The following is a 19308-nucleotide window of genomic DNA, read 5'->3' as shown; positions in this document are numbered from 1 at the left end:
GCTGCAATCTCTTCAAGGTGGAACTCAGCCTGGCCCGGTACTTCCTCACATTCATTAGCGATATACGCATTAGGGTCGTCGCTAAGCACAGGAAGCGGGTTTACCCTAAGGGTAAGCGGGGCTACACTGCGGCAGCCAAAAGTAGTGGCTATGCCAACCCAGATCTGCTGGGTGCCGGCTACGGTATTGCTAAAGGCTGTATCCGGGCTGATAGGAGCCTGCCCGGCAAGGGCATCTTCTTTAGTTATGTAATAGGCAACGGTAAGGCTGGTGTCTCCACCATTGGCTTCTGTGTTTTTTGTGGTAAGGTCAAATACCTGCACGCCGTCCGTATCGTCATCGCAAAGCACATAATCGCTCAGTACAGGTACTGCAGGCCTTGGGTGCACGATAAGCTCAATAGGAACTACGCTGCGGCAGTTGGTTGTAGTGCCGCTCTGGATAACACTTGCATACACAGGGCTTACAAGGTTGTCATAGTTTGATGGGTTCTGGATCTCGTTTGTGCCGAACTCTGCACCCTCAGGGGTCTCATGGTAGGTGATCGTCAGGCCTGTCTGGCCGTTTAAGATCTCAGCTCCGGCAACTGTAAGGTCAAAATAGGTCTGCTCATCGGCATTGTCCGCGCAGCGCTCTAATGGCGTGGCAGGGGAAACTGCAGGGGCGTAATTGATGGTAACTAAAAAGTCTGACTCATCCTCGCATACCGTAGTCGAATCCCCGCTTACAGCATAGATATAGATCGTCTGGGTAGTAGTTATTATATCGCCCGCAAAAAGCTGGGTGCCTGTTCCGCCCGGGCCTGTATAGTAATTACCTTCGGTCAGGGCCGGAAGCTCATAACCATCGCATGCCTGAAGGTCTGCTATATCATCAACATCAGGTGAAGGGTAAATAGTTACTTCAAAACTTCCTTCGCTAGAACAATTATTAGGTGAGGTACCAGATTCCGTATAGACATAAACTGTCTGTGAAGCAAATAAAACAGTTCCGGCAGTTAATTGTGTACCTGCACCTCCCGATGCTGTGTAATAATTACCAACTGTAAGCGGAGGTAAAGTATAACCAACATTACTACATGCGAAGCCATCTGCAGGTACAGTAACCTGAGGGCTTGGGGTAACTATAAGATCAAATGAAGTCACGGCAAAACAATCCTCATTTTCAGCATTGCTAACACGCGCAAAAACCGTTGTGTTACCAGAACTGAATGCTGTAGCATCAGGAATAGAATTATCATTTGCATCAGCTCCCGCTGAAGTTGTATGGTAAGTTACAGGGAAATCTGCAGGATCCTGAGTACCAAGAATCACAGCATCATTACTTGTAAGATCAAATATTTCAATATTATCGCCCCCAGCGTCACACACCTGCATATCTGCAGGCTCTGTAACAGTAGGCTGGACGCCAACTTTAACAATATATTGGAAGAAGGTTAAACACCCTGTAAAATAATTTTCTATCCTTCCGTAAATAGTATATTCCTCACCCTGATTTATTACAAAGTTAGTCATCTCACTCGTAGTAAGATTATCATATCCTCCGTTAGCAGAGTCGGGATCAAGATACACTGTTAACATATTAACATCCGGATCAAGCCCATTCAGTATTTCATCATTAATTTCAGTAAGATCAACCGTAAAAGAAGGCTGATCACCACATAACACCACCTGCCCTACATCTACTAAAGGCAGCGGTTCAGGAACAACATGATCAACGTCATCAGAAACTGTTACCTGTGAACCATCACACATGGTATATTTAGCAACAGCGGTATAAGTAGTAGTTTCATCCGGACATACCTGAAAAGGAACACCGGAACCTAAAAGCGTGGTGCCATCATACCAGTCTACACTCACAACACTTGGACCATTTGGCTTAAAACGCCAGGCTTCATTATGTGCTGTAAAATTAACGTTATTTCTGCCTGGGGCAGCAATACCTGTTGTTGCATCTTTTTGCAGACCTATAAGTGCTCTCCCCTGATTCCATGTACAAGAAGTTTCTCTATCCCTAACATATACTTCAATTATGTTTGTAGTTTCATATAATACCATTTGACTGGTTTGCGTCGGTCCACTAGCACATGCATAATGTTTAATATTGTATATATTAAATATAAGCACCCTGTTAGGAGCTGCTCCGAAAACCTGGTAATTTATACTCATATCAGCAGGATTAGTTGTGTCATTGGGATTGGTATCCTGCAATACACCAAAAATTGACAAATTACTAACTCCCGCACCACCCGAGGCGGTAGGAATTGGAGTACCGTCTAAAACCCATGAAGCAAATGTTCCCTGAGTGTATTGTCCTCCGGGAACTACCCCTGCCACGCTAAAAGTAATGGCACCATTTGAGTTTATGAGTATTTTATTATATTTCTGCCCGTAAAAGCAAAAGTCAAAAATATCAATAACGCTGGACCATTTATCATCTTCCGAAGCATCAATTACATTACCACCAGTAAAAGCGAAAGGCGGGTTATAAGGTATAGACTCGACTATATAAGATGATGTCTCTCCAGTGTCAAAAAAAAGTGCATTTAAATCAGTGCATTCACCTGGATTACAGGTAGGATCTCCGTCAACAGCTGTAACAAAAGGAACCGCAGGTCCTTGTTGTGCGAAGCTATTAAAACCGAAAATACATAAAAGCAGTAATAATAGGTACTTATTATTCATGGGTTAATTTTTTGAAACGCGAAAATTACACAAAATTGATTCAATAAAACAAAGAAAGTTTTATTTTTTTAGTTTATAACAGGTTTATTTTAATTTACCCTACCTCTTTATATAAAAAGTTATATTTTTTTATTTTTTTCAATTGAATCTGTATTTTTTATCATCACTCTAATCTGAATGAAATAAATATCTAAATTTCTATCATTAAAAAGTATTTCGTATAAGCTGCAATAATTTAAAATCAACTTTTATAGTTATCTTTGCGCTCTGAATTTTTTAATACTCTATATAAATAAGATATAATGACCCATAACGACGATACCAAAGACGAAATTGGAGATAACCACATAGCTACAAATGCACAAACTCCTTTGCGTACAGATGCTTTTGTTTTAACAGACGAGGAAAAAATTGAGGCAATAAAAAAGGATGTTGAGAATATTTTATTCACTCTTGGCATGGATCTTACTGATGACAGTATAAAAGGTACACCAAACCGTGTTGCAAAAATGTTTGTAAAAGAAATATTCGGAGGCCTTAATCCTGCAAAAAAACCAGGATCATCTACCTTTGACAACAAGTATAAATATGGTGAAATGCTGGTTGAAAAAAATATTACCATATACTCTACATGCGAGCACCATTTATTACCTATAGTAGGACGTGCACATGTTGCTTATATATCTAATGGTACTGTTGTAGGTTTATCTAAAATGAACCGCATTGTGGATTATTTTGCAAAAAGGCCCCAGGTTCAGGAAAGGCTTACTATTCAGATTGTACAGGAACTTAAAAAAGTATTAAATACTGAAGATGTAGCCTGTGTAATTGATGCCAAGCATTTATGTGTAAACTCAAGAGGTATCCGTGATATTGAAAGCAGTACAGTAACTTCAGAATTTGGAGGCAGATTCAAAGAAGAAAACGTAAGAAGAGAATTTTTAGATTACATTAAGCTGGATACCCAGTTTTAAATATCTTTGAAAAGTAACATCTTTCAAATTAATAATTATGCATTTATATCAAAATCAGGCTTTAAAGCTTTACAATTCATTAAGTGGCGAAAAAGAAACATTTATACCTCTGCATGAAGGCGCTGTAGGCATGTATGTATGCGGACCTACCGTATACAGTAATGTTCACTTAGGAAACTGTAGAACTTTTATATCGTTTGACCTGATTTTCAGATATCTTAAACATTTAGGATATAAAGTTCGCTATGTGCGTAATATAACCGATGTAGGACATATTGAAGATGATGCTGATGAAGGAGAAGATAAAATTGCAAAAAAAGCAAGGCTGGAAAAACTTGAGCCTATGGAAATTGTTCAGCAGTATTCGGTAGATTTTCATCAAATACTCGAATTATTCAACAATCTTCCTCCAAGTATAGAACCAACTGCTACGGGACATATAATAGAACAAATTGAAACAGTGAAGCAAATTATTAATAATGGTTATGCTTACGAATCTAACGGATCTGTATATTTTGATGTAGTAAAATTTAATGAAACACATAACTACGGAAAACTAAGCGGCAGAAATCTTGAAGATATGATTTCTAACACCCGTGACCTTAGCGGCCAGGACGAGAAAAAAAATGCGCAGGATTTTGCTTTATGGAAAAAAGCTGAACCTGAACATATAATGCGCTGGCCATCTCCATGGGGTGATGGTTTCCCCGGATGGCACCTTGAGTGTACAGCTATGAGTACCAAGTATCTTGGAAATCATTTTGACATACATGGCGGTGGTATGGATTTAAAATTCCCTCACCATGAATGCGAAATCGCCCAAAATGAAGCCTGCACCGGTGAGTCGCCGGTTAATTACTGGATGCATGCCAATATGCTTACGCTTAATGGTAAAAAAATGTCTAAATCTACAGGAAATAACATTTTACCAAGAGAAATATTTTCCGGCAATAACGACAAACTTAGCAAGCCATTTACTCCGGCTGTAACACGTTTCTTTATTTTACAGGCCCACTACCGCAGTGTACTTGATTTTTCTAATGATGCTATTGTTGCTGCTGAAAAAGGCTTTAACCGTCTTATGGAAGCTTTAGAAAACCTAAAAGACATAAAACCATCTGATGTTTCAAGCATTGATATTTCAGCATGGAAACAATCGTGCTACGATGCTATGAATGATGACTTTAACAGCCCCATATTAATAGCTCAGTTATTTGAAGCCGTTAGATATATCAATCTGCTTAGAGACGGTAAAGAAACCCTGACTTCTCAGGATATTGATATTCTTTCAAAATCACTCAATACATTTGTATTTGATGTTTTAGGGCTTAAAGATGATATTGCAAACGAAACAGGAAATGAAAAGCTGGAAAGTGTAGTGAATATGCTTATTACTATGCGTAATGAAGCCCGCGCCAATAAAGATTTTGCATTGTCAGATCAGATAAGAAATAAGCTTACCGATTTAGGTATTGAGCTTAAAGACAATAAAGAAGGAACTACTTTTTCATTAAATTAATATAAGTTTGGAGTTTAAAAAAATAATAACGACTCCATTTATACTGCTTGTACGTTTTTATCAGGTAGCAATATCACCGTTAACTCCCGGAGCCTGCCGCTACTCGCCCACCTGTTCTCAATACACAATAGAAGCGTTGCAGACACATGGTTTATTTAAAGGAAGCTGGCTTGCTATAAAAAGAATTGTCAGCTGTAATCCGTGGGGAGGCAGTGGTTATGATCCGGTACCCGGAAAAAACTGTAATCACAAACATTAATTAACGTGATTTTTCTTGGGAATCTTTTACATTTCTTTAAATTTACACCTCATTAAAATAATCTATCAATGATACACAGCTTAAGTATTATCTGGAACCAGACAGAAGGTTTTAAATTAGGCCCCGTTACACTACGTTATTACAGTCTTGGTTTTGTTATAGCTTTTGGACTTGGATGGTTCTTAATGAAAAAAATATTTGATCGTGAAGGTGAGCCTGTAGAAAAACTTGACAAACTTTTCATCTATACACTTATAGCGACTCTATTAGGAGCAAGACTTGGGCATGTGTTCTTTTATGACTGGGATTATTTTAAAAATCATCTCGAAGAAATTCTGCTACCGGTTCGTTTTTCACCAAAGTTTGAATTTACAGGCTTTGCAGGATTGGCAAGTCATGGTGCTGCAATAGCTATAATCCTTGCCATGATATGGTATAGCAGAAAAATAATTCACCGCCCACTGTTATGGATGTTAGACAGAGTTGTAATACCCGTTACTTGTGGCGGTATTTTTGTTAGGTTAGGCAACTTTTTCAACAGTGAAATATTAGGTAAAAAAACATCAGGAGATACACCTACAGCCGTAAAATTCATTAGAGGCGAAGACTGGCTGAATAAGCATGATGTTGTAGAACGAACACATATACCCGATTATAATCTTGCATACGAAGCTGTTGAAAAAAATCCTCAGTTTGCTAATATATTAAACGACATACCTTTCAGGCACCCTGCCCAGTTATATGAGGCTTTCGGTTATATTTTTGTTTTTGCTATCATTTACTTCATGTACTGGAAAACTGAATCACGTAAAAAACATGGCTTAATATTCGGAGTATTTCTAGTTTTATTATGGACGGTAAGATTCCTTGTAGAATTTGTTAAGGAAAGTCAGGGTGGATTTGAAACTGATCTGCCAGGAGGTTTGCTAACCGGACAATGGCTAAGCATACCATTTATAATAGCAGGATTCTATCTCATATTCACTGCAAATAAGAGAACAGAAACATTATAATAATTAACCGCCCAAGTGGCGGTTTTTTTTCGATACATCAAAAGTTAGCTAGTTGTAAAGAACATAAAGCTGCTCAAAGAAATTGTTAACTATAGAAAAATCATCTTATCCTTAGGGGGCTATTTAGTTTTACATCAAAGAATTGAAATGAGGTATTATAAAAAAATCCGGCAAATGCCGAATTTTTGTTTATATATTTTCTGATTAGTCAGTAAGTTTAAAATTATAAACTATTGTTCCCACCTGCTTTTCAGACTCTCCCTGATTAAACCTGGCATTCATTGCTGCAACCTTAGCCTGATCTAAAAGACATTTAGCTGTATTGGTAGTACCCCTGGCTCCCGGGGTAGCAGATATTACTTTACCACTGCTATCTACAGCAATCTGAACAACTACAGTACCTTGTTCATTACAGGTATATTTAGGTTCAGGTATAGCTAAAGCTTTTCGTCCGGCAAGATTATAATTACCTACACCCGTACCTCTTCCATTTCCTTTGCCTGCACCTTTTCCATCACCATCGGCATTTCTGTCGCCATTAATATCTCCTGCATCACCGGGTTTTCCGTCCCTACCCTGCCCTTCCGCTGGTTTACCATTACTTTTAGGAGCATTAATTAAGCTATTAAGCGCATCTGTGGTACTTTGTGACGGCTTAGGCTTAGGAACTTCTTTTGGTTTCTCAACTTCCTTAGGCGTCTCCTTTTGAGGTTTTTTATTATTAATAACAGGTGCATCCGCTACATCCTGAGTAGCAACTTCATCAGCTACAGGGGTAACCGGTGCTGCAGCCTGTACAGCCTGAGGAGCAGATTGTATAGGTTCTGTAGGCTGTACTTCTCCCGATCCAAATTCTGTTGTTCCAAAATTTATGGCAATACCATTTTCAGGCGGCGGATCAAGATATGTCATTCCAAAGAAAAAACACAAAAGCAGTATAATCACAAAAATGATAGTTGTGATTACAAATGACTTTCTTTCATGTTCAGTTTCTAAATACTTCATGATTGTTTATTTTGGATCTACCGCTAAAACAATTTTAAATTTATTCCTGTATGCAATATCCATTACGGCTACTGCTTTTTCTATAGGCACTCCCTGTTCGGCACGTAAAACAATAGCTTTAGTTTCATCACCGGACAACAATTCTATTAAGCGAGCTTCTAAAGCATTTTCTGCAATAGGATCTTTATCAATAAAATATTCCAGCTCCTTATTAATGTTTACAGATACGTTCTTTGTGTTTTCAGTTTTCCCTTTTGCTTTAGGCAAATTCAGATCTAAAGCATTAGTGGTAACCATTGTAGATGTAAGCATAAAGAATATCAACAACAGAAAAACAATATCTGTCATTGAAGACATATTAAATTCGGGTGTAACCCTGTTTCTGCTTCTAAACTTCATAATTATACGGGATCATTTAATAAATCCAGAAACTCTACAGCATTAGCTTCCATCTGGTTAACAATTTTATCAGTCTTAACAACAAGGTGATTATATCCTATATAAGCAAAAATTCCAACAATAAGACCAACAACTGTAGTTGTCATTGCCGTATAAATACCACTTGCAAGAGCACCAACCTCAATCTGTCCTCCGCCGCTTGCAATTTCATGAAAAGCAAGTATCATACCAACAACCGTTCCCAGGAAACCGATCATAGGTCCTGCACCTGAGATAGTCGCAAGAATACTAACATTCTTTTCAAGAGCATAAATCTCTAGCTTTCCAGCATTCTCTATAGCGGTATTAATATCTTCCAATGGTTTTCCAATTCTGGAAATACCTTTTTCAATAAGCCTTGAAACAGGGGAATTAGTATGCTGGCAAAGAAGTTTAGCATTATCAAACCTGCGATGAATTACATGCTCCCTTATTTGATTCATAAATCCTTTATCTACTTTAGAGGCAGATTTAAGAGCCATCATTCGTTCTATATAAAGATAAATAGCAACAAAAAACAGAATTGCAAGTACTATCATTATCAACTGTCCTCCAAGACCTCCACTTGTAAGCAGTTCCCAAATTGACAACGTTTTTTCAACAGGAGCATCTTCTAATAAAGCTTGCTGGGCAGTAGCCAGGCTATCGGCATTCTGAATGTTTAGCATAAATAATTATCTTTTGTAAAATGTATTCTTTAAAATTTAACGCTAATATAGTTTAAAAATTGCTTTTGTAAGTACAACAAAAACTCAAGTTTGAATCGAAAATAAAAAAACCTGCTCATTTTCATGAGCAGGTTTTGTATAATTTAACAGACCTATACTAAACCTCTTCATTGTGTTGTTTCACAATCAGGTCTTTATCTTTTTTAGGCATTGTATCAACAAGTACAGGAGTCGCTATAAATAACGATGAATAAGTACCTACAATAATACCCACAAGCATTGCAAATATAAATCCTCGTATTGAATCACCACCAAAAATGAACATGATAGCCAATACAATTATCATAGTTAACGAGGTATTTACAGTTCTTGACATTGTAGTATTAATTGACTGGTTAACAATCTGCTCAAAATTACCTTTAGTCTTTCCTGCAAGGTATTCTCTTACCCTGTCAAATACAATTACTGTATCATTCATCGAGTAACCAATTACTGTAAGGATTGCAGCAATAAAGTGCTGATCCATTTCCATATGGAAAGGCATAAATTTATAACAAAGTGAATATATACCCAATACAAAAATAACGTCGTGAGCAACTGCCGCGATAGCACCTAAACTATATTGCCATTTTCTGAAACTTACCATTAGGTAAAGGAAAACAATACCCATAGCCCCTAATACAGCCCAGTATGAATTAGTTTTAATATCATCTGCAACTACGGCACTTACTTTAGATGCCTGTACTATACCAAGAGTTTTACCCTCATACGTATTTACAAACTGATCATAAGTAAGATTTTCAGAATAGTATTTTTTAAGTCCTTTATACAATAACTTATTAACCTCTGTATCAGCCTCTACTGTATTTTGTTCGATTTTATATTTAGTAGTAATTCTTAACTGAGTATCGTTACCAAATACTTTAGCATCAACATTACCATTAAAAACTTCAGGACCTCCAAGAACATCTTTAACCTCTTCAGCTGAAACTGATTTATCAAATTTAACCTGGAAAGTTCTACCTCCAACAAAGTCAATACCCTGATCAAGTCCGTTTAAAGCAAAAGACACACAGCTAATTATAATAACCGCAGAAGAGATAATATAAGTATATTTCTTCGCTCCAAGGAAATTGAAATGGAAGTTAGTAAACCAGTTTTTAGAAAGTGAAGTAACAAAAGTTAGCTTATCCCCTCTTCTCACACTCCAGTCAAGGAATATTCTTGTAATGAAGATCGCCGTAAACAATGAAGTGAAAATACCTATTAGTAATGTAGTAGCAAAACCTTTTACAGGACCAGTACCAAATATTAAAAGCACTAAACCTGTAAGTACGTGAGTAACGTTTGCATCAGTTATAGATGACATCGCACCTCTCCAGCTAAATGAAGTTTTGATAGCTTCATCTAATGATTTACCATGACGCAGCTCTTCTTTAGCACGCTCATAAATAATAATGTTAGCATCTACAGCAGTACCCATTGTTAATACGATACCTGCAATACCAGGTAATGTTAATACAGCACCTAAACTTGCAAGGAAACCAAACAGGAACAGTAAGTTAACTATAAGCGCTATGTTTGCATACCAACCTGATTTACCGTAGTAAACAACCATCCAAAGAGATACTAAAAGTAAACCTGCAATAGATGAAAGAATACCATTATCAATAGCTTCCTGACCAAGAGACGGACCTACCACTTCTGACTGAACAATATCAGCAGATGCAGGAAGTTTACCAGCTCTTAGAATGTTTGCTAAGTCTTTTGTTTCAGTTACGTCAAACGCACCCGATATTTGTGAGTTACCCCCTGCAATTGGGCCTGTAGATACACCCGGAGCAGAGTAAACAATGTTATCAAGCACAATGGCAATATAACCTTGTTCTCTATATGCTTTGCCTGTCATTTCTTCCCAAACCTGAGCACCTTTACTGTTCATCTGCATTTCTACAGATGGTTTACCCATTTGGTCGAATGCCGCATTAGCACCAGTAATTACATTGCCAGCAAGATCCGGAATACCTTCTCTGTTAGTTTTAAGTACATAAAGTTCAAGAATACCTTTAGATTTCTTAGCATCTTCTTTACCCCACGCAAAACGTGCATAACGAAGATCTCCTGAAAGCAATGAGCGGATATCGTCTCTTTTGAACCAGCTATTGATCTTTGCTGTATCTTTTACAGAAGCATAACCAATTACCGGACCTCCCTGACCAGGAGTAAGTTTTTCAAATAAAGGGTTAGCACCTTTTAAAGGAGCTGCAGAATCTTTAGCTTTATCTGTAAGAAGTGAATCTACAGGAGAAGCAACAGCAGTTTCAGCAGTTTTCACTTCTGATTTTTCTGTTTTTTTAAGAATCTCGTTAGCTCCCATCAGGAAGCCCTGAAGGTCGTTTATTTTATAAGCCTCCCAAAATTCAAGCTGGGCAGTACTTTGTAATAATTTTTTAACACGGTCAATATCTTTAGCTCCCGGTAATTCAACCATAATACGACCCGACTCACCCAGTTTCTGGATATTCGGCTGTACAACACCAAATTTATCGATACGCTCAGTTAATACACCAAAAGCACTATCTATAGACTCGCTTACTTTTTTCCTGATAACAGATTTAACCTGATCATCAGTCATTTTAGTATTAACAGCATCACCCATTATCCTGTTAGTGAATATTTCAGGTGAAGCCAGTTTTACAGAACCGTTAGACTCTTTATCAAACGCAATAAAAAACGCGTCAAGATAGTCCTGATTACCTTCCCTGTTCTTTTTAGCTTCTTCTAAAGCTTTATTAAAAACAGGATTTTTAGAATTGTTTGCAAGACCTTTAAGGATATCTTTTACAGATATCTCAAGCATTACATTAATTCCTCCTTCAAGGTCAAGACCTTTGTTGATTTGTTTGTTTCTTACTTCATCATATGTATAACCAAGATAAACAACTGAATCCTTCATTGATTCAAGATACGCAACTTCTTTATCAGAGTCGCCGGCTGCAATAGCCTTAGCATCTTTCTCAATGCCATTTGAAACAAATGTGAAGGAAAGCTGGTAAATACATACTAACGCAAATAGTATTGCGAAAAACTTAATGAGTCCCTTATTCTGCATTATTTGTAAAAATTAATTATGTTCAATTTTTTTAAAACGAGCAAATATATAATTTACGATAAGATTAACCAATTTATTTACTAATTATATCATAAAAAAAAGACTGCTGTTAGCAGTCTCCTTATTTTGCTGGTGTTTTGATTTACGCCAATACTGATTTCAGGTCGGCATTCATATTTCTTACTGCATCAGCACTCTTAGAAAACTGTGCTTTTTCAGTATCATTAAGCTTAATATCCAGTATTTGCTCTACACCATTTTTACCTATTATGCAAGGTACTCCAACGCAGATATCCTGCTGCCCGTATTCACCTTCAAGCAGTACAGAACAAGCAATCATTTTCTTTTGATCGTTTAAAATACTGTCTACCAGGTAAGCAACAGAAGCACCGGGAGCGTACCATGCCGAAGTACCAAGTAAACCTGTAAGTGTAGCCCCGCCTACCATAGTATCTGCGGCTACTTTGTCAAGCACCTCCTGAGAAAGAAAATCTGACACAGGACTTCCATTGTAAGAAGCCAGCCTCGTAAGCGGTATCATTGTTGTATCTCCATGGCCTCCTATAACCATTCCCTGTACATCGTTAGAAGGCTTATCTAAAGCTTTAGAAAGATAATATTTAAAACGTGAGCTATCAAGAGCACCGCCCATACCAATAACTCTGTTTTTAGGCAAACCTGTAGCTTTAAGAGTTAAATATGTCATTGTATCCATAGGATTAGACACTACTACTATAATTGCTTTTGGTGAATGTTGTAATACATTTTCTGCTACAGATTTTACAATCCCTGCATTTATACCTATAAGCTCTTCACGGGTCATACCCGGTTTTCTTGGAATTCCGGACGTAATAACTACAACATCGCTATTTGCTGTTTTAGAATAATCATTTGTACTTCCTGAAACACGTGTATTAAAACCTGTAGTGGTGGCACATTGCATAATATCCATTGCTTTGCCTTCAGCAAATCCTTCTTTAATATCCAGCAATACCACTTCGCTGGCAATTCCTCTGTACGATATAACATCTGCACATGTAGCACCCACATTGCCGGCACCTACTATTGTTACTTTCATAAATTTATTATTTTTATTAGGTTAGTTTTTTTAAATTATTAATAATGCTTTTAAGCTGCTCCTTACAAATTTATCAAAATGGATAATAAGTTGCACATTAAATCTTATCAATATTAAACATAATCGTCCAATTTTTCAACAATTATCAATTTCTAAACATTACTTAATAAAAAGGGCATTCTTTTCAGAATGCCCTGCTTTGTGTGTTTGTTTATAGAATAGCGCTTAAGCGTCAATTTTAGCATAAGCGGCGTTCTTTTCAATAAATTCTCTTCTTGGCGGTACTTCATCCCCCATGAGCATAGAAAATATTCTGTCTGCTTCAGCAAGGCTGTCAATATTAACCTGGCGAAGTGTACGGAATTCGGGGTCCATTGTAGTATCCCATAACTGCTCTGCATTCATTTCTCCAAGACCTTTATAACGCTGCACAGAAGAACCACCACCCATCCTTTCGGTAATTTCATCACGCTGGGCATCTGTCCAGGCATATTCTTTTTTATTACCTTTTTTAACCATATATAATGGCGGGGTAGCAATATATACGTGCCCATTTTCTATAAGCTCCTTCATAAAACGGAAGAAGAAAGTAAGAATAAGTGTAGCAATGTGAGAACCATCGACGTCGGCATCACACATAATAACTACTTTGTGGTAACGTAATTTTTCAATATTCAACGCTTTACTATCTTCAGCCGTACCAACAGTTACGCCTAAAGCTGTAAATATGTTACGTATCTCTTCATTCTCAAAAACCTTATGATGCATGGCTTTTTCAACATTAAGTATCTTACCCCTTAAAGGAAGAATAGCCTGAAAAGCTCTGTCACGTCCCTGCTTTGCAGTTCCACCCGCAGAGTCACCCTCTACAAGGAACACCTCGCATTTAGCAGGATCCTGCTCAGAACAGTCAGAAAGCTTACCCGGAAGTCCGCCGCCACCCATTACAGTTTTACGCTGCACCATTTCACGTGCTTTTTTAGCAGCATGACGTGCCTGAGCAGCAAGTATAACCTTTTGTACTATAATACGGGCATCATTAGGATTTTCTTCAAGATAATTCTCAAGCATTTCGCTCACTGCCTGGCTTACCGGAGCCACAACCTCGCGGTTACCTAACTTGGTTTTAGTCTGACCCTCAAACTGAGGTTCTGCTACTTTAACCGATATAATAGCTGTAAGGCCTTCACGGAAGTCATCTCCTGAAATTTCAAACTTAAGCTTTTCAAGAAGCCCTGAGTTATCAGCATATTTTTTAAGAGTATTGGTAAGCCCTCTTCGGAAACCCGAAAGGTGTGTACCCCCCTCATGTGTATTAATATTATTTACATAAGAGAAAATATTCTCTGAGTAGCTGGTATTATAAATAAGAGCAACCTCAACAGGTATTTCACCCTTATCAGTTTCCATACTTATCACGTGAGTAATAATAGGCTCACGGTTACCATCAAGAAACTTAACAAATTCCTTTAAACCTTCCTGGGAATGAAATGTTTCAGAAAGAAATTCTCCTTTATCATCTTTTTCCCTTTTATCAACAAGCGTAATACTTATACCTTTATTAAGGAAAGAAAGCTCACGCATACGTGCAGCAAGGGTGTCATAAGAATATTCTGTTGTCTGCGTAAAAATAGTTGTATCCGGTTTAAAAGTTACAGTAGTACCCCTTTTTTCGGTCTCGCCTATTTGTTTTACAGGATAAAGCGATTTACCCCTTTCATATTCCTGTTCGTAAATTTTACCGTCTCTGTAAACAGTAGCTCTCAAATGGTCTGAAAGTGCATTAACACACGATACACCTACACCGTGTAAACCTCCTGACACTTTATAAGAGTCTTTATCAAATTTACCACCGGCTCCAATTTTGGTCATTACAACCTCAAGTGCAGAAACTCCTTCTTTTTTATGTATATCTACCGGTATACCACGGCCATTATCTTCTACAGTAACGGAATTATCTTCATTAATGGCAACATAAATAGTATCACAATGTCCGGCAAGAGCCTCGTCAATCGAGTTATCCACTACCTCATACACAAGGTGGTGAAGCCCTCTGGTACCCACATCGCCAATATACATGGAAGGACGCATCCTAACGTGCTCCATCCCTTCAAGGGCCTGAATACTGTCTGCCGAATAATTGTTTTTCTTTATTTCTTCACTCATAAAACTGTTTGTTAACGAAATTTTAAGTTTAACGAACAAATATATAAAAACAGGAAGGATAAAGCTATTAAAAGCCCCTTTTTAGCACCTAAGTTATCAACAATTTATTAAAACATCCTTAACTTTAAAAGATAGCCCTTATACTGTTAAATACATTGCATAAAAAATGCTCCTTGCGGAGCATTTTTCTACAAACAAACAAACTAAATTCCAAAAATAACCCTGAAATTAAACTTCTAAATTAATTTGGGTTAAACTCATATCTGCCTGAACATGCGCTGTATTTGCACGTCCGCTCGGATCCGTATTTTCCTGCCATTTAGGTATCCATTTACGCACTGTCTGCGCTGCACTAACCTGAGGAAAATGTTTATGAAATAATGTCCTGTAAAAATAAGCCTCTTTAGTAGCGGGAGTATTGTAAGGAAAACGCTCTTCTGCTGTTTTAAGCTCTTCATCCGTTACCCGGTAAGCACAATATTCAATTAATGTATCTATCCAGCTATACCCTACCCCATCACTAAACTGTTCTTTCTGCCTCCAAAGAACCTCATCCGGTAAATAGGGAAATTCAGGGGTGTCAAAAGCTTTTCTTAAAACATATTTCTCAATATCATTATATGTTTTAGGCTGCTTTTCTTCGGGGCGTATTTTAATAGCCAATTCTAAAAATGATTTGTCCAGAAATGGCACTCTCGCTTCCAGCCCATGAGCCATTGTACTTTTATCTGCCCTTAATAAATCAGCCGTAAAAAGCTTTTGCACCCTTTCAATAGTTTCTTTTTGAAAATCTGCCGCCGATGGAGCATTTCTAAAATAAAGGTAGCCTCCAAATATCTCATCCGCTCCCTCACCGGAAAGTACCACTTTTATACCCATCTCTGTTATTGCCTTACTCAAAAAGTACATTGGTGTACTTGCTCTTACAGATGTAACATCATACGTTTCAAGGTGCCAGATAAGCTTATCCAGAATTTCAATTCCCTCTTCTATTGTAAAGTATAATTCATGATGTTCAGTTCCCAAAAATTCAGCTACTTTGCGTGCAGCCACAACATCAGGCGCATCAGAATTAAGACCAATAGAGAAAGAACGCAGCTTTTGCCCTGATTCTTTTAATAATCTGGCAGCAATAGAAGATATAATGGATGAATCCAGCCCTCCTGAAAGCAATACACCAACAGGCACGTCACTCATAAGTCTTTTTTCAACTGCCTTCGTAAGCGTTTGCCTTATGGCAGTAAAATCGCTTCCCTCTATCGCTTTAGCGGCAACTTCCCATTCAGGTCTGTAGTATTTAACAAAACCGGTTTGTGGAGTATAATAATGTCCCGGTGGGAATGTAGAGAATGTTTGGCATTGGTCGTTTATAGACTTCATTTCGGATGAAAAATATATTCTGCCTCTTTCATCAAGACCATAGTAAAGTGGCTTTACGCCAAGGGGATCACGACCGGCAATAAAATCATCACCGTTTATAACAACAAAAGCAAAAATACCATCAAGAATATTGCAGAAATCATATCCAAATTCTTCATATAAATGCACTATAACCTCCGAATCAGATCTTGTTCTGAATGAATGATGACTTAACACCGTATCGCGAAGCTGCTGATGATTATAAATCTCTCCATTGTGTACCATCCAGGCTTTAGACGTTCCCTGAATGGGCTGTCTTCCTGTGGTAAGATCTATTATAGATAAACGCTCATGGCTTAAGATATGCCCTCTTTCTGTTATACATATATCACTTTCATCCGGGCCTCTATGGGACATCCTTTTAGAAAGCTGCTTTACTAATCCTTCATCTTTACCCTTACCTATAATTGCTAATATTCCACACATATACCTGATACTTAAAATTTATCACCAAAAAGTCCTTTCAGCTATTTTTGATAAGACAAATTTTCGCTTTTAGTTTCAATTATAAAACACATATAGTGCTTTAACTTATATATTTAAACCCAAAAATATCAGATAGTATAAATTTATAATATTAGTAAGGCGTTTCTTTAGTAAGTGATTACAAATCATAAAAAAACCATCCGCAAGGATGGCTATTATTTTAATTCATATTTTTTTAATTAAGCGATTTCTTCAATTTTATATTTTGTACCGCTTATCTCAAATTCACTTTTTTCTTCCATCCCCATCAGCTTTGTGCCCAATGGCGATTGGGGAGATAATGCAATTACCGTGGTACCATCAATAATAATCTTAGGTAATGCAGCACTTACAAACAATAACATATCATTAGCCTTTACAAGGCTCCCAATAGCGACCTTAACGGTTTTAACATCTGGATTTATCTTTTCTAATATTCCTTTCTGCGCGATAAATTCGCCCAATTTATGGTTGAGTTTTTCCTGCTCTAAATGCATCATAGACAAGGCTGTTTCATGCTTATCCCCTGCCGACCCTTTTGCATCATTAGCTGCATCTTCTGTCAGTGCAGCAATCATATCTCTAAAAGCGTCAATACGATCTTCAACTTGTTGTTTGTAGTAATTAAGTATTTTGTGTTTTAGTGTTTGCAATGTATTGAAGGTTTAAACGACTGAAAGATTTAAAAATCGGAACCGGCCCAATCTTTAAATCTTTCAATTTAAAATGTTATTAGAATTTCTATTAAAAATTAAACTTATATGAAGCTCCTACTATAAACTGGAAGCCCTGCACGTTATAGTTTACCCAACGCTGATAATCCTGATTGGCAATATTATTCAGTTTAAGAAAACCTGTAAGGCGTTCGCTGTATTTATAGCCTACATGAGCATTTAAGTCAAAATAACTTTTTAAAGTAACTACTTCTGTATTAAAAGGTGCACCTGAATCTACAAAAGTATTATCAGGCAGCACAAGGTCTTTTCGATCACCTACAAAAAACACATTAGTACCTGCATACCATTTCTCGTTAATATCTACATCAAGTGTAGCACCTACTTTTATTTGTGGAAGATTCCAGGCTTCTGCCTGATTCTCCATAGAATAGCTGTTGAAAGTACCATTAATACCAAAAGTTACACTTTTAGAAAAATCAGCTTTTAACTCCCCAAAGAAACTTACTGTTTGTACCTGGTCATAAATTACACTAAATGAATTCCCATACTGAAAACCATTCAGGTCTGCCCCGGGCCCCGGAAGTACTGACGGGTTAAAGTTTAAGAATAATGATTTATTATCTTCATTCATATATGACCCACGGATGTTATAGGCTACAGTATTAGCCAGTTTCCCTTTTAGTCCGACATAAATATCATATTTCTGATCTGTAGGTGTAACAATTTGAGAAGGCGATATAAATGGATTTTGAGAAACAAAATCGGCATATGAATTCTGACGTAAAGTACCTTCAGCACCTGCGTAAGCAATCATAAGATCGCCTACTACTTTATAAGAAGCCTTTACATGAGGATAAACATGGAATTTATTATCTTTTTCATCTCCCTGTTTGCCCATAGTGTAAAAAAGTCCTGCACCTAACTGTACAGACAGATCATCTTTCTGGTAAAGAATGCTTGGTTGTATTCCTAAATTAAAATTACTGTATTCATTAGGAAATTCAGTATCATCTGCAAGAGTACCACCAACATAATCAGCAATGAAATCTACTTTAATTTTTTCATCCATAACATCTATATCCAGTGATGGCTTTACAAAAAAGCGGTTTTCTGCAGAACCGAAAGCATCCCAAAAACGCTTATATTGTGCCGATGCATCCCTGAAAAAACTGTCTTCTGCGGCAATCTTACCACCAATATAAAATGAATGATAAGTTTGTTGAGGATCTATACCTGCTATTGTTTCATTGTCAAAATCCTGATATTCCAATGGCAGTCCATACCAGTTATATATCTGGTTCTGGTATCCAAGATCGGTATTCCAGCTGTAATCCTTCTGGCGGTTGCCGTATGTAAGATCAATAGATGTATTGTAATATTTACTGTCAAGCCTAACATTATCTATATTACCCTGAGACGAAAGATGACGTAACATTCCGCCAACATATTCATTTCGGTTCAGGTTTTCGGTTACAAAAAGTTCAGCGTTAATAGTACCATAATTACCTACACCCAAGGTAGCATAATTATTATATAATGTTTCGCGTTTAGGTCTGTCTACTCCCGCTGCCCTACCTTTAGACGGGGTAAAAGTAGAGGCTACCGGAAACGAAAATATATTATATTCTATCGTTTCTTTTTGTGTATTGTCCTCATCCTCCATAACAGGAGTTTCTTTTACTTTAAAAGCATCAGATACCGTAGGTGTATATGGCTTTACCACATTTACCACTTCTGTACCCAGATTCTCATCTTTCTTTTGTGCAAAGGCTCCATTTACCAACGCCAATACTGAAATTAAGGCTATATATTGAAATTTAATCTTCATGGC

13 protein-coding genes and 1 pseudogene are annotated in these 19308 nt (G+C 37.3%); 4 read left to right on the top strand and 10 right to left on the bottom strand.

Translation table 11 applies throughout. The features are described 5' to 3' along the window. A pseudogene (locus NHE85_RS11660) lies at positions 1-2684 on the bottom strand (hypothetical protein); the annotation flags it as partial. A gap of 302 nt (positions 2685-2986) precedes the next feature. Between NHE85_RS11660 and folE the strand changes: the two are divergent. The 4 genes from folE (at position 2987) to lgt (ending at position 6449) form a co-directional block, all read left to right on the top strand. Beyond that, the gene (gene folE / locus NHE85_RS11655) at positions 2987-3658 is read left to right on the top strand and encodes a GTP cyclohydrolase I FolE (protein WP_252812201.1); all 672 of its coding nucleotides are present in this window, start codon (positions 2987-2989) and stop codon (positions 3656-3658) included. A 37-nt stretch (positions 3659-3695) separates the two neighbouring features. Beyond that, the gene (gene cysS, locus NHE85_RS11650; protein ID WP_252812200.1) at positions 3696-5177 is read left to right on the top strand and encodes a cysteine--tRNA ligase; all 1482 of its coding nucleotides are present in this window, start codon (positions 3696-3698) and stop codon (positions 5175-5177) included. Between the two features lies 1 nt (position 5178). Further along, positions 5179-5436, top strand: a complete 258-nt coding sequence (yidD, locus tag NHE85_RS11645; RefSeq protein WP_374676577.1) for a membrane protein insertion efficiency factor YidD — start codon at positions 5179-5181, stop codon at positions 5434-5436. 68 nt (positions 5437-5504) lie between these two features. Then, entirely contained in the window at positions 5505-6449 is a 945-nt protein-coding gene (gene lgt, locus NHE85_RS11640) for a prolipoprotein diacylglyceryl transferase (protein WP_252812198.1), read from the top strand. A 204-nt stretch (positions 6450-6653) separates the two neighbouring features. On the opposite strand, the gene NHE85_RS11635 is transcribed toward lgt, so the two are convergent. From NHE85_RS11635 to NHE85_RS11595, 9 genes are all read right to left on the bottom strand, one after another. Continuing rightward, a complete protein-coding gene (locus NHE85_RS11635; RefSeq protein ID WP_252812197.1) occupies positions 6654-7454 on the bottom strand; it encodes an energy transducer TonB in 801 nt (266 codons plus the stop codon). A 6-nt stretch (positions 7455-7460) separates the two neighbouring features. Next, positions 7461-7853: a biopolymer transporter ExbD gene (locus tag NHE85_RS11630; RefSeq protein WP_252812196.1), complete on the bottom strand. Its 393-nt coding sequence runs from the start codon at positions 7851-7853 to the stop codon at positions 7461-7463. Positions 7854-7855: 2 nt separating this feature from the next. Further along, positions 7856-8560: a MotA/TolQ/ExbB proton channel family protein gene (locus tag NHE85_RS11625; RefSeq protein ID WP_252812195.1), complete on the bottom strand. Its 705-nt coding sequence runs from the start codon at positions 8558-8560 to the stop codon at positions 7856-7858. A gap of 157 nt (positions 8561-8717) precedes the next feature. Continuing rightward, positions 8718-11672 (bottom strand): protein translocase subunit SecDF, encoded by a 2955-nt coding sequence (secDF, locus tag NHE85_RS11620; RefSeq protein ID WP_252812194.1) that lies wholly within the window; start codon positions 11670-11672, stop codon positions 8718-8720. A gap of 142 nt (positions 11673-11814) precedes the next feature. After that, positions 11815-12750: a malate dehydrogenase gene (mdh, locus tag NHE85_RS11615; RefSeq protein ID WP_252812193.1), complete on the bottom strand. Its 936-nt coding sequence runs from the start codon at positions 12748-12750 to the stop codon at positions 11815-11817. Between the two features lie 225 nt (positions 12751-12975). Then, positions 12976-14916, bottom strand: a complete 1941-nt coding sequence (gyrB, locus tag NHE85_RS11610; protein WP_252812192.1) for a DNA topoisomerase (ATP-hydrolyzing) subunit B — start codon at positions 14914-14916, stop codon at positions 12976-12978. A 228-nt stretch (positions 14917-15144) separates the two neighbouring features. Next, positions 15145-16761 (bottom strand): asparagine synthase B, encoded by a 1617-nt coding sequence (gene asnB, locus NHE85_RS11605; protein WP_252812191.1) that lies wholly within the window; start codon positions 16759-16761, stop codon positions 15145-15147. A gap of 239 nt (positions 16762-17000) precedes the next feature. Continuing rightward, positions 17001-17453, bottom strand: a complete 453-nt coding sequence (locus NHE85_RS11600; RefSeq protein ID WP_252812190.1) for a hypothetical protein — start codon at positions 17451-17453, stop codon at positions 17001-17003. Between the two features lie 91 nt (positions 17454-17544). Then, complete coding sequence (locus tag NHE85_RS11595; protein WP_252812189.1) at positions 17545-19305, bottom strand: TonB-dependent receptor; 1761 nt, start codon at positions 19303-19305, stop codon at positions 17545-17547. Between the last annotated feature and the right edge of the window lie 3 nt (positions 19306-19308).

Source organism: Flavobacterium sp. NRK1, from assembly GCF_024054175.1.
Taxonomy (GTDB): domain Bacteria; phylum Bacteroidota; class Bacteroidia; order Flavobacteriales; family Flavobacteriaceae; genus Flavobacterium.
The sequence above is the reverse complement of the archived record's forward strand: the minus strand, read 5'-3'. Positions and strand labels throughout refer to the sequence as shown.